Here is a 13,017-nt window from a genome sequence, read left to right as displayed (position 1 = left end):
CTACGATATTTCTTTTACAATTCGCTTAAAGCGATATCTAATAATCTGACCATTTCATTCGCATTTTGTTTGCTGAATGTCATGGGTGGCTTTATTTTTAAAACGTTATGCAAAGGTCCATCGGTACTTAATAAATAGCCGTTTGCTTTCATTTTCTCCACTACGATATCTATTTCGGGAACGGCTGGTTCCATACTTATTCTGTCTTTTACCATTTCGGCACCAATGAACAATCCATGTCCGCGAACATCGCTAATGATTGGATATTTTGCCATTAAACCTTTAAGTCCGTTCATTAAATGATTTCCGGTTTCTAAGGCATGCTGCTGCATTTCTTCTTCCTGAATAACATCTAAAACTGCTAATCCTGTAGTCATTGAAACAGGATTACCTCCGAAGGTGTTAAAATACTCTAATCCGTTATTGAAAGCGTCAGCAATTTCTTCTGTTACAATTACAGCTGCTAATGGATGTCCATTACCAATTGGCTTTCCTAAAACCACAATATCCGGAACTACATTTTGCAATTCAAATCCCCAGAAATGATTTCCAATTCTTCCGAAACCAACCTGAACCTCATCAGCAATACAAACACCTCCGGCTGCTCTGACATAATCATAAGCCGTTTTTAAATAATTTTCCGGTAACGGAATCTGACCTCCAACTCCTAATAACGTTTCGCAGATAAATACAGCTGGCGCTTTATCTTCCTTTTTTAAGTCTTCAATAATTCTTTGTACATCAGCAGCATATTTCTCACCTGCTTTTGTGTCGCCATATTTATAAGGTCCTCGATATAAGTCCGGATTAATTGCTTTGTGTATCCAGGGCATTTGACCTGAACCACCTTTGCTGTCAAATTTATACGGACTCATTTCCATTGCCACCGTTGAAGTTCCGTGATAGGCGTGATCCAAAACAATAATATCTTTTTGTTTGGTAAAATGACGACTCATTCGAATTGCCAAATCATTAGCCTCACTACCCGAATTCACGAAGTAACAAACGCTCAATTTAGCTGGTAATGTAGCAGTTAATTTTTCTGCATATTCTGTTATGGCGTCGTTTAAATATCTTGTATTGGTATTTAAAGTTGCAATTTGCTTTTGCATTTTTCGAACTACAACCGGATGACAATGCCCAACATGAGAAGGGTTATTGACACAATCTACGAAGGTTCTTCCTTTGTCATCATACAAATATTGCAGAGCTCCTTTAACAATTTTTAATTTGTCTTTGTATCCGATACTCAAATTTCGACCAATTTTCTTTTTTCGAACTTCAAGTAAATCGCTGTAATCATCATTGTTTATTAATCCGGTAAAACCACAAGCTTTTCTAAAGGTATCCTGCGCTTTGATTGGATTGATTTCGATTAATTTATATAGCAAATTCCAAGCTGGCTTTTCGGTAATAAAATGATGTTCATTATTACTGTCTAATGATGCATTATAAGCCGATTGTGTTACGCTTATACAAAGTCTTCCTGCAATTAAATAGTATAATAAATCTAATTCCTGCTCCTGAAGGGCATATCTTTTATGATATCCTGCTACAATCGATGCAGCCACAGTCAACGGATCTTCCTCATCCAACATGGCATAAGTACAAGCTATCGCCAGATTATTGACTAATGCAGTAAAAACCATATCGCCAAAATCAATTAGACCACTAATACGATTGCCTTGTACTAATATATTATAATCATTGGCATCATTATGAATATAAGCATGTCTTAAACGATGAATTTCCGGTACCACTTCTGTGTCAAACTGTAACAGAAAATAACCTGCAATTCTTCTTTTTTCATGGTTCAGAATATGTTTTAGATTATCACCTGCTTCACTGGCACGGCTAATATCCCAAGTATAACTACGGTGCATTGCCGGATGAGAAAAATCCTGTAATGCATGATCCATACTACCCAAAAAAGAGCCCAAATTATAATGTAATTCACTTGTTTTTTCTTTTTCATCAACCCAAAAAGTACCTTCTAAAAAGTTTAGTATTCTTACATAATAGGTTTTAGAATCTCTTATTATTTTGGTTAGTTCTTCTCCTTGTTTATTGATGCTAAAATGCTGAAAACAATCTGAAATATCGCTTTTTTTAAGATGCTGGATGATGTTAATCTGCGCTTCCAGAAAGGGAAACGGATGACTCTCATTTGATACTTTTAGAATGTATTTTTGATTTTTTTCATTCGATAAAAGAAAATTTAATTCATCATACCCATTTAATGCTTTTACGGTTACATTTAGTCCGTAATGCTCTTTTACTAAACCCTGAATTGTTTCTTCTGAAAAAGTCATTGGTATTATATTAAATTATTTTTGTCTGTTTATTTTATTTCCAAATAATTGCCTGAGCCGGTTGCAAAGGATTTTGTCCCACCAATATTTTGCTTCCTTGAGGTACCGGTAAGTTTACAGGCTCATTTGTATAGTTTACGCCCACATAAAAACCATCACGCCATTCTATAAAAACTCCTTTAGGCAAATCTTCAATAGCTACTTTAGCACGAGAGTAAACAGTACGAACCACTTCTCTTTCTAAGGCACCGTCATTACTTTCGACACCAATATAGGTAATGGTTCCTTTTCCTAACTTTCTGGTAACAACAGCCGCTTTATCTTTGTAAAACTGATCATTGTAAGTTGCTAAAACTTCTGTTCCTTGCTTTGGAGTCAATACATCTGCCCAGGTATTCCATTTATAACTGTTATTTCCTGTTTTAATGGTACCGTTTACATCTGCAACTAACATGTCAAAAAAGTCGACACCTGCACCAATTAACGGAACAATTGGAGCGTTCCAGTTAGCTTCAAAAAAATGACCGTTTTTATCCTTCTGGCCTGTACGACACGATAGAATTAAATTCCCTCCGTTCTCAACATATTTTTGCCACTTCGCTACCAGTTTTTGATCTACTAGCTGATAAGCCGGTGCCACAATAAAAGCGTAATGATCAAAATTATCTCCTTCGGTTATAAAATCCATTGGCGCACCAGTTGATTTAATAGCTGAAGTATAAGTGTTTCTATGTTTCCAGGTGTTCCAAAATCTGGTTTGTTTTTGATTTTCTAAATCCCAAAGATTTTCATGACTCCATAAAAAACCTGTTTTTCTCTTTGCAATTTCCTCAGGCATTACCGCTTTCGGATCGTACTCTTTACGAAGCTTTTTCATGTCTTCGATCGATTGTACAAATTCTTTTCCACCCTGAGAAAGCGTAACACCATCTGTTCCTACTATTCCGTCGTGGTACATTTCGCTGCTTCCAAGGGGATGTCTGTATCGGTAAGTACAAGTAAAAGAACAACCGCCACCAAAAGCTTGTGAAAGCCACATATGTACTGTTCCCGGAAGTAATTGTGGATTGATACTGGCCCAATTTACTTGTCCCGGCTGCAATTCCATAACACCAGTAACGCCACTTATAGATCTGTAATAATCGTTTGCCTCTGAAATTTTACTTGGAGAACCCATTCTGAAACTATCTCCGCCTAAAGGATTTTGACCGCTTACAGGATACATTGTATAGGTGATGAAGTCCATTTTGTCTGCACTTCTTGGATCGGCATCATAAATTACATTGGTAAAATTTGTTGTAATCCATTGTTTTGGATCTGTGTATTTTCGAAGTATTTCGGCTTGTCTGTTTAAGTATTCTCCTTGTGCATCCGAAGTAAATCTCTTAAAATCTAAAACGGCATGCGGACTTAGTTTATCTTCAGAATACATTTCGGCATTTGGTAAAACAATTTGTTCGAAATTATTATATCTTGTACTCCAGAAATTCCCAACCCATTCGGTATTTAGCTTTTCTATTGTTCCGTATTTAGCTTTAAGCCAGGTTTGAAAAGCTTTACGGGCAGAAGGACTAAAATCGGCTGTTCCCAGTGGTTCATTGTCGATTTGCCATCCCATTATATTTTTATTCTTACCGTATCTTTTCCCTAATTCCGCTACAATCTTATCGGTAAATTCACGGTATTTTTCATTTGTAATAGACACATTGGCTCTATTTCCGTGTTCTCTGCGACGACCGTTTGCATCAACCAAGTAAATTTCAGGATATTTCTCTCCCATCCATGCCGGAGGAGTTGGCGTTGGCGTACAAAGAATAACTTTTAATCCTTCTTTTTCGGCTATAGCCAAAGCATCATCGAGCCATTTAAAATCATACTTTCCTTCTTCGGGTTCCATATAAGTCCATGCAAATTCAGCAAAATGAGTGAATTCAAATCCGAACTTTTTAATATTTTTTAAATCACGTTCCCATTGTTCTCTTGGCCATTGTTCCGGATAATAATAAACCCCAATTTGCATTAAATCTTGTTTCGGGAAAAACCGCTGCGGGTCTTTCTTCTCCGTAGCAGTCGTTTTTTTAGCTTGAGAAAAAACAGGCGTTGAATTGCAATTTGCAATTAGCAAGCCTGTTAAAACTATTTTTGTTAACGATATTTTTTGGTTGAACATACTTTTTAATATTGTTGTGTTAATCAAATTTAGAAATTAGTTCGACTATTTGTCTTGTAAAAGCAGCATTAAATAATGAGAGGCAGACCAACTGAAATTATAGGCTTCTAATCCTTTTCCTGTAACGGGCTGATAATTCTCTCTAATTGAAATTCCTTTGTCTAAAACTCCTTCAGCATTGTAAATCAGTTTATGTGCTAATTCATTTGCTTCGGTTGTGTATCCGTATTTCTCTAATCCGTTGATTCCAAAATAACTTTGATCCAACCAGACCGGTCCTCTCCAATAACCGCCTTCCGGTTTAAATTTAGGATGATTGGCTGCCAATGTCGGTAAAGGGGCAAAAGTGTTTAGTGAGTTTGTATCTAACATATTTCCTTTTGCTAATTTGGCTTGCTCTGATGTAGCAACCTCAGCCCAAATTGGCAAATATCCTTCGCATCCCATTGCTTTAATCAACGTTTTTCCATCGATTGTAGTGTCATAAAACCAACCAGTTGTGGCATCCCAAAACTGATTTTGAATTTTAGTTTTTAGCGTTACACTTTCGTCTTTCCATTTTTTGGCTTCTTCTGCTAGTTTTAAAACGGCAGCCATTTTACTCAAATAGCTTTTCTCAGCATATAAAAACGAATTTAAATCTACACTTTCCTGATCTAGTGAATAGGCTTTTTCTCCATTTTTGAGAATTTTACTGTCATCAAAACGAACGGCATTATCCATTCCGCTTTCCCATTTTGCTGCGATCACAGTTGCGTCGGTGGATCCAAATTCACATAAACCATCCTGATCGTGATCACGGTCCTTATACCACCAATTGTGATATAATTTTAACTTTGGATAAAACTCTTTTATGAAGTTAATGTCTTTCGTTTTTTCATAAATTTTCCAGATTGCCCAGGCAGCAAGTGGCGCTTTTGTGTTTCGGTAATTGTTTTCTTCCAGAAGGTTATTTCTGTAGATGCAATCCGGGATAAATCCGTTTGGTTCCTGGTAATCAAATAAAGCACGCATTTGATTTTTTGCCAATTCAGAATCATAATTGGCTACAGCAACAGCATGTTTCCAACTGTCCCAAGCCCAAAAACCATGAAACCACTCGTAATTGTAACTTGGAAAAAGACCTCCATGTTTTAATCCTTCCGCAGCAATTCTGGTGTTGTTTTGTAGTGTTAAAACCAGTTTTGCCATCAAATCAGAATACACTACGTCTTTATAAATGCTTTTCTTTTTGGCTATTAATTCTGCTAATTGTCTTTCTTTTTCTTTTTGCGTTTTGTCAAGCAGCGTTTTGAAAACTGTTTTTGCAATAGTTTCATTTTCATTTTTCCATGAATATTGAGCAAAAATAAAAGTTTGCCCCACTACAATCTCTTTAGTTTCATTTGGCTTTAATACCAGTTTTTCTGTCTGAGCTTTGTATCCTTGTTTGGTGATTTCAATTTCAGGATTACTATTCAAGAACTGAATGTAACCTGTCGCAGTACTTTTTGCGGAAACGATTTTTAATTTTTTATCTTCTTGAGACAACTGTAAATCATCTAAAAAAATGTTCGAATTATACCAAGGAAAAAGGGTTATCGTTTTTCCGGATTTATTGGTAATGCTTGTTTTTTGCAATGCCGAATGACCCGATAAAAACACCAACTGCTGTTTTATCTCTACTTTGTCATTTTTAAATTGTTGCTCTAAATGGCTGTTATAACTATTTTGAGCAATTAATGCACTTTTCCAATTGATGACTTCCTGCTTGTTTTCGTCCTTTAATTCTAACGAAACAAAGGAAGGACTTAACCAAACCCCGTTTTGTTCTGTCATTAAAAAAGGCCCTGAAAATCCTGCCTTCACTTCTGATGGTTCTAAGAATCCAAATGCAAACCACGCGCCTTTATCTGAAAATGCTAATGCAGTTCTGTCTGTAGCTTTTTTAGGATTTCCTTTATAATTAATACTGTTTTTAGCGGATTCTAAGTTTGGGAAACTTTTTTGAGACCAACCAAACTGCAGTATAAAAAAGGGTGCAAGAATAAAAAGTATTTTCCTTTTGCCCATGTTATTTTGTTTTTAAGATGTTTTACTTCAATTTCCGCTTCTTCTTATGGAAGTTTTTTTTACATAAAAAGAATAGCCCAAGAAATATAGGCTATTCTTTTTAAATTAAAATCATTTACAGTACTAATTCGTTTGTAATTCTGTCAATGGAATTGGGTAGAAGTTATTTTTTTTATCCGTGACTTTTCCTGAAATTGTTTTTTGTGCTTGTGCAAAGTTGATGGTTGGCAACCACAAGCATAACAGTAAAGGAATAAAATTTAATTTCCTGATTAATAGTTTTTTCATTTTGGTAATGGTTTTGATTAATTTTTTTTCGTTTTCTTTTTTTGTTTTTTAGTTTATGCAGGCAATTTATCTGGTCAATGCCGAAAAAAACATTGGCCAAATAAACTACGGTATTCTCTTTATTCTGATTTTTTTTACAGACCTGTTCCGGGGCCTATAAATCAAATTTTATTCCTTGTGCCAATGGCAAACTAGTAGTGTAGTTGATTGTATTGGTTTGTCTTCGCATGTAAACTTTCCAGGCATCAGAGCCTGACTCTCTTCCACCACCTGTCTCTTTTTCTCCACCAAAAGCACCGCCAATTTCAGCACCTGATGTTCCGATATTTACATTGGCAATACCACAATCAGAGCCTGTAACTGATAAGAATAGTTCCGCTTCTCTTAAGTTATTGGTCATAATTGCAGATGATAATCCCTGCCCTACACCATTTTGGATTTCAATTGCATCTGTAACAGTTCCTGAATATTTTAATAAGTACAATACCGGGGCAAAAGTTTCGTGTTGTACAATCTCAAATGTGTTATCAGCTTCAGCAATTGCAGGTTTCACATAACAGCCACTTTCGTAACCTTCTCCTGAAAGTACGCCACCTTCAACGAGAATTTTTCCTCCCTCAGCAACTACTTTTTCCAGCGCCTGATCGTACATTTCAACCGCATGTTTGTCAATTAACGGACCAACATGATTCTTTTCGTCTAATGGATTTCCGATGCGCAGTTGCTTGTAGGCAGAAACTATTGCATCTTTAACCTTATCATAGATACTTTCGTGAATGATCAGACGACGTGTTGAAGTACATCTTTGTCCGGCTGTTCCCACTGCACCAAAAACGGCACCAATCACAGTCATTTTAATATCTGCGTCCGGGGTTACAATAATGGCATTATTTCCACCCAATTCTAATAATGAATTTCCTAAACGTCCCGCAACTACCTGTGCGACAATTTTACCCATACGAGTAGAACCAGTAGCTGAAATTAACGGTACACGTTTATCACTTGTTAATAATTCTCCTATTTTATAATCACCATTGATTAAACAAGAAATTCCTTCCGGAAGATTGTTTTCTTTGATCACTTCAGCAATAATGTTTTGGCATGCGATTCCGCAAAGAGGTGTTTTTTCAGAAGGTTTCCAAACGCAAACATCTCCACAAATCCAGGCCAAAGCAGTATTCCATGCCCAAACTGCTACCGGAAAGTTGAATGCCGAAATGATTCCAACAACTCCCAAAGGATGATATTGTTCGTACATTCTATGTCCAGGACGTTCAGAATGCATGGTCAAACCGTGAAGCTGACGGGAAAGACCCACTGCAAAATCACAGATGTCAATCATTTCCTGAACTTCGCCATAACCTTCCTGCAGTGATTTACCCATTTCATAAGAAACCAGTTTACCTAAAGCTTCTTTGTTTTTTCTCAGTTTCTCACCAAACTGACGCACGATTTCTCCACGTTGTGGCGCTGGCATTACTCTGAATTGTTTGAAAGCCGCTGTCGCTGATTCCATTACTTTTTCATAATCTGCTGCTGTCGAAGTTTTAATTTTTCCAATTAATGCTCCATCAACCGGAGAATAACTCTCTAAAATTTCTCCGTTCGAAAAATTGTTTATTCCTGTTGAAGTTCCTTCGTTAATTTCCTTTATACCCAATTGGTCTAAAGCTTCTTTAATTCCGAATCCTATTTCTGTTGTTGTCATTTCGACTTTTTATTAATGTGTTATGCTGCCTTTATAAAAAGCAGGGTACTATTTTACAGCCAGAAAAGCTTTTCTGTTGTTCCTTTTCTTTTATAAAAAAATTGATTGTTTTATTTGGTTTCCTGCAACTTTACATCAGTACTCTCAAATATTTTATCGGCAGATGATGCAACAAATCCCTGGTATAATTCTCCGTTTGCCATTGGGTAACGAAGGGCAAATTCATAATAACAAGATGGAATTTCTAAAGTACCTTCTTCAAAATCTACCACGTATAAATCTGCCAGTGTGCTTGATTGTTCCAGTAATTGTTCCGGTGTACCTTTGATTTTTCCTCCCGATGCATTTAATTTCCATCCGCTTACTTCTAAAAAGTTGTTTAATTCTTCTAAAGTTTTAAACTCTTTTAAAGCATTGGTATTTATAGTGAAGTGATTGGCTCTAAAACCGTAAACATACATCCAGGCAGCATATTCAGATTCCTCCAATAATGATTTGTAGATTTTTTGTGCATTTCCTTTCCAAACTGAACCGCTTAAAACCAATTCAGGATCGTTGAATACATTTTGATCACAACTGTTTAAGATATCCTGTACTGTTTCTTGCAATTCAGTTGAACATTTTTCTAATTCTAATTCAGAAATAAAAATTCTTGGAGCATTCTTATCAGTAGCATGTTCATAGTGTTTGGCATATAATTTTTTAGTCTCAAAATTATATTCTCCTCTTGCCTGATAACCAACATTTAAAAAAGGTTTTTCTAAAACGGCAATATTAACACGTTTATCATTAAAAGTACGAATTGCGATATGATCATTCTGAATTTCTTCACCTCTGTCTTCTAACAATTCATGTATTTTTTTTGCAGATGGAGTAATATCAGCATATTGCTCCCATAGTTTCGTAAGTAATTGATCTTTATTCATTTCTGTTATGTTAAAATACTGTTATTATGACACAAATCTATATATAAAGATGTAAATATAACAGTCTTAAGATACGATTATTGACATATAGACATTTCAAACGCTTTTTTTTGTAATTTTGACACTTTAAAATCCAGTTTTAACATAAGAATTGTCAAAATAATAGAATCTCTAAACAAACAAGAGCTATGGGAAGTACCAAGAAGAATGAAAATACTGACTATTTAGATAGAGAAATCATGCAGAAACTAAGTGAGAATGGAAGAATACCATTTTCAGATCTTGCCAAGGAATTAAATATATCCAATTCTTTGGTACATTTAAGAGTGAAGAAGTTACAGGAAGCAGGAGTAATTACAGGTTTTTCTGTAAAACTAAATGCTAAAGAACTTGGTTTTGAAACCATTACCTATACCGGAATTGTTACCAAAGAAGCCCGTTATTCCTACTCTATAGCCGAAAAACTGAAAGAAATCCCAGAAGTGATAGAATGTCACTGGGTTTCAGGAAAATATGCTTTATTTATTAAAATTGTTTCTTTTAATAATGAAGAGCTTCGTAAAATTTTATACGAGCAAATTCATCAGATTGAAGGTGTTGGAAGTACAGATTCGTTTTTTTCTTTTGGTGCTGCGTTTGAAAAAAATCTGCCGGTTTAAAATAGTATCAGATAAGTTACTTTTAAAATAAAAAACTCCTCAGGTTACTATCTGAGGAGTTTATACAGGTTTGAGTCATTTCTCTTTACTAAGAAGCGCAACATGGAACATTGTCCATTTTTAATCATTTGCAATACTTAAATTTTCCGCATTTTTATCCAATTCCAGAACAATTACTGAACTTATTGTATCTGGGAAAACCTGTGGCAAATTAAGCAGTACACCAAAATCCTTGTTTTGAACAAAAGCCACGACTTGACCATCAAAGAAATACGCTTTCTTTATTTTGGCCCCAATCAAGGCTGGCAGAATAAGTCTACCCTGATTTCTTTCAAAAACATGTAGATAGATTAGATTTCCTTTTCTGGTAGTTGCATATGTATTATTTGGCTTATAAGGCCCTCCTTTGGTTCCGTAAATAGTACGCCCATACTTAGTAAGCCAGGTTCCCATTTCTTTGAGGCGCTCAACTTGTCTGGCTTCTATTCGACCATCCATCATTGGCCCGACGTTAAAAAGTAAATTCCCATTACCTCCAGCTGTTTTTACCAAGGTCTGTATACATTCTTTAAGGGGTTTCATTTTATCATTGGGTTTCCATGCCCATTGATTACAAATCGTAATACAGCTTTCCCAGGGATCAACCATATTTAATTCCCCAATCTTTTGTTCCGGAGTTAAATAATCCCCAACCGACTCGGGTGAAAAAGATGTATGTTCTCCTTTTCCTAATCGATTATTGACAATTACATTTTTGTCCAGACTTTTTATAAATTGATAAAGCTCATTGCCGTATTCCTGTTTCCATTGCTTTTCCCAATTACCATCAAACCATAACATATATGGTTTGTAGCGAGTAATTACCTCCTTCAATTCATTTTTCATCGTCAATACAAAACGATCCATATTACCTGGTTGATCCTGCGTGTAATTAGGATCGTGCCAATCGGCAACTGTAAAATAAATACAAAATGCAAGACCTTGCTTTTGACAGGCTATTGACAACTCCTCCACGATGTCTCTTTTGAAAGGAGAATTCTTTATATTATAATCAGAAAAAGCTGTTGGCCAAAGACAAAATCCATCGTGATGTTTTGCTGTAATTACAAGGTATTTCATCCCGGAATCCTTCGCAATTTTTACCCATTGATCAGCGTTGAACAATTGTGGATTAAATTCTTTGTACAAATTATCATACTCCAGCGTTGGCACTTCATTACCCCGGCTCCAGCCAATTTCAGTACCTCTCAGACTTACCGGTCCAAAATGAATAAACATTCCAAAACGTTTATCCATAAAATCATCAACGATCATTTTTGGAGTTTTGCTGCCCGGGTCTAATAACCCGCTATTCACAGTATTTAAATTCTGGGCATTTGCAGACATACTCCAGGTCAAAATAAAAAAAACAGAACACGCCAATTTCATTAAATAGTTCCAAACTGCATATTTATACTCGCAAACACCAAATTGATGGCTTTTTGTATTTATTAAAAAAAACTTCATTTACCTGAATTTTTAATGATTTATTGGAACCAAATTTATCCTCACCTGATGCTAAAACAAATAGCGCATTTAATTATTATGATGGACTATCTTATTATTCATCACAGTGACTAAAACAAATACCGCATAAGCTGTATTTCAATTAAAACAAGGCTGTAGCATTTTCAATTAATTGCTGTCAAATCAATTATCAAATAAAATCAAAATTGTATTTTAGCGTCAAATGCTTTTTTTGCATAACAATTATAAAATGAAAAACTTTAAGCAGCGGGACGGGTTTCAGGGAGAAAAATTAATTGCATTGCCGGAGAGCATCTGGAGAAAAGCTATTAAGGAGAATCCGGTATTAAGTCATTTGTACATTACCTATATTGGCTATTTCCCCAAAGCAGCCCATCATTTTAGAGAACGAAAAAATGGATGTTCAGATAATATCCTTATTTATTGTTTACGCGGAAAAGGATGGTACACTATTAAAAATAAACGTTTTGAAGTTAGTCCTAATCAATTTTTCATTCTTCCTGCCACTAAAGAGCACATGAGTTATGGGGCAAATGAAAATGATCCCTGGACAATATATTGGATTCACTTCAGCGGTTGCGAGATAGACACTTTTAATCATAGCTTTAATATTGGTCTATATGATGGTCCAAAGCGAATCAATTTTAATGAAAAGGGAATAGAATTATGGCACACTATTTACAAAAACCTTGAAATGGGTTATGGCAAAGAAAACGTTATTAAAGCAAATCTTTGTTTATATCAATTTATCTGTTCTTTTTTATTCCCTGATACAACTAATGAAAAAAAACAGGATGAAAAAGACGCAATAAATAACACCATCCTATTTATGAAAAATAAATTATCAGAAAAACTAACACTCGAGGATTTGGCCCGGAGAAATAATTTATCTTCATCGCATTTTTCCCTACTTTTCAAAAAAAGTACCGGAATGTCACCATTGGATTATTTTATACACTTAAAATTGCAACAAGCTTGTCTCCAATTGTTAACCTCAGAGGTGAAAATCAAAAACATCGCAGCCAATTTAGGATATGACGATGCGTATTATTTTTCTCGGTTATTCAAAAAACATATGAAAATATCCCCATTGCAATATCGTTTTTCTCCTCAGTCAAAATCATCCTAATATTCTAATTTGAGAACTGCTTTATGAGTACTGGAAAAATAATTGAATACTTTTTTTTACCTGTTCGCTTCAACCATTTTTTTTGGCTCTGGTAAATATATTTAACTGAAAGGTTATAGCAAATAGTCCTTTCGCTTGAAAAACATCAAATTAATCTTTATCAATTAATCGGATTGTGCATTTCTTATTCATGAAATGACAAAATCAAAAAATCCCAAATTCCAGTTGTTAAGTTGGAATTTGGGA

The 13,017-nt window shown here is 35.2% G+C and carries 9 protein-coding genes; 2 read left to right on the top strand and 7 right to left on the bottom strand.

Annotation, left to right across the window (positions count from 1 at the left end; all coding sequences use genetic code 11):
* Positions 1 to 14: 14 nt before the first annotated feature.
* The 6 genes from Q7C23_RS20170 to Q7C23_RS20145 all read right to left on the bottom strand — a co-directional run bounded on the left by Q7C23_RS20170 (position 15) and on the right by Q7C23_RS20145 (position 9,456).
* Entirely contained in the window at positions 15 to 2,312 is a 2,298-nt protein-coding gene (locus Q7C23_RS20170; RefSeq protein WP_375034185.1) for an aminotransferase class III-fold pyridoxal phosphate-dependent enzyme, read from the bottom strand.
* Positions 2,313 to 2,346: 34 nt separating this feature from the next.
* A complete protein-coding gene (locus tag Q7C23_RS20165; RefSeq protein WP_375034184.1) occupies positions 2,347 to 4,482 on the bottom strand; it encodes a beta-galactosidase in 2,136 nt (711 codons plus the stop codon).
* Between the two features lie 45 nt (positions 4,483 to 4,527).
* Positions 4,528 to 6,534, bottom strand: a complete 2,007-nt coding sequence (locus tag Q7C23_RS20160) for a trehalase family glycosidase (protein WP_375034183.1) — start codon at positions 6,532 to 6,534, stop codon at positions 4,528 to 4,530.
* Positions 6,535 to 6,657: 123 nt separating this feature from the next.
* Positions 6,658 to 6,822 carry a hypothetical protein gene (locus tag Q7C23_RS20155; protein WP_375034182.1) on the bottom strand — a complete coding sequence of 55 codons (165 nt, stop codon included), beginning with the start codon at positions 6,820 to 6,822 and terminating at the stop codon, positions 6,658 to 6,660.
* A 154-nt stretch (positions 6,823 to 6,976) separates the two neighbouring features.
* The gene (locus tag Q7C23_RS20150) at positions 6,977 to 8,530 is read right to left on the bottom strand and encodes an aldehyde dehydrogenase family protein (RefSeq protein WP_375034181.1); all 1,554 of its coding nucleotides are present in this window, start codon (positions 8,528 to 8,530) and stop codon (positions 6,977 to 6,979) included.
* Positions 8,531 to 8,640: 110 nt separating this feature from the next.
* Positions 8,641 to 9,456: a DUF1338 domain-containing protein gene (locus tag Q7C23_RS20145; RefSeq protein ID WP_375034180.1), complete on the bottom strand. Its 816-nt coding sequence runs from the start codon at positions 9,454 to 9,456 to the stop codon at positions 8,641 to 8,643.
* A gap of 188 nt (positions 9,457 to 9,644) precedes the next feature.
* Here Q7C23_RS20145 and Q7C23_RS20140 point away from each other — a divergent pair, with 188 nt between their 5' ends.
* Complete coding sequence (locus tag Q7C23_RS20140) at positions 9,645 to 10,115, top strand: Lrp/AsnC family transcriptional regulator (RefSeq protein WP_375034179.1); 471 nt, start codon at positions 9,645 to 9,647, stop codon at positions 10,113 to 10,115.
* 120 nt (positions 10,116 to 10,235) lie between these two features.
* Here Q7C23_RS20140 and Q7C23_RS20135 read toward each other — a convergent pair whose 3' ends face one another.
* Entirely contained in the window at positions 10,236 to 11,621 is a 1,386-nt protein-coding gene (locus Q7C23_RS20135; protein WP_375034178.1) for an alpha-L-fucosidase, read from the bottom strand.
* Between the two features lie 250 nt (positions 11,622 to 11,871).
* Between Q7C23_RS20135 and Q7C23_RS20130 the strand changes: the two genes are divergently transcribed.
* Entirely contained in the window at positions 11,872 to 12,771 is a 900-nt protein-coding gene (locus Q7C23_RS20130) for an AraC family transcriptional regulator (protein WP_375034177.1), read from the top strand.
* Positions 12,772 to 13,017: the final 246 nt, after the last annotated feature.

This window comes from Flavobacterium sp. LAR06, from assembly GCF_041946075.1.
In the GTDB taxonomy this organism is placed as follows: Bacteria; Bacteroidota; Bacteroidia; order Flavobacteriales; family Flavobacteriaceae; genus Flavobacterium.
Note: the sequence above shows the minus strand (reverse complement) of the source record. Positions and strands in the feature narration are given on the sequence as shown.

Bases quoted from the DNA above. Each gene is read 5' to 3' on its own strand.
- Q7C23_RS20165 (WP_375034184.1), bottom strand. From the start codon at position 4,482: ATGTTCAACCAAAAAATATCGTTAACAAAAATAGTTTTAACAGGCTTG.
- Q7C23_RS20140 (WP_375034179.1), top strand. From the start codon at position 9,645: ATGGGAAGTACCAAGAAGAATGAAAATACTGACTATTTAGATAGAGAA.
- Q7C23_RS20145 (WP_375034180.1), bottom strand. From the start codon at position 9,456: ATGAATAAAGATCAATTACTTACGAAACTATGGGAGCAATATGCTGAT.
- Q7C23_RS20155 (WP_375034182.1), bottom strand. From the start codon at position 6,822: ATGAAAAAACTATTAATCAGGAAATTAAATTTTATTCCTTTACTGTTA.
- Q7C23_RS20160 (WP_375034183.1), bottom strand. From the start codon at position 6,534: ATGGGCAAAAGGAAAATACTTTTTATTCTTGCACCCTTTTTTATACTG.
- Q7C23_RS20135 (WP_375034178.1), bottom strand. From the start codon at position 11,621: ATGAAGTTTTTTTTAATAAATACAAAAAGCCATCAATTTGGTGTTTGC.
- Q7C23_RS20150 (WP_375034181.1), bottom strand. From the start codon at position 8,530: ATGACAACAACAGAAATAGGATTCGGAATTAAAGAAGCTTTAGACCAA.
- Q7C23_RS20130 (WP_375034177.1), top strand. From the start codon at position 11,872: ATGAAAAACTTTAAGCAGCGGGACGGGTTTCAGGGAGAAAAATTAATT.
- Q7C23_RS20170 (WP_375034185.1), bottom strand. From the start codon at position 2,312: ATGACTTTTTCAGAAGAAACAATTCAGGGTTTAGTAAAAGAGCATTAC.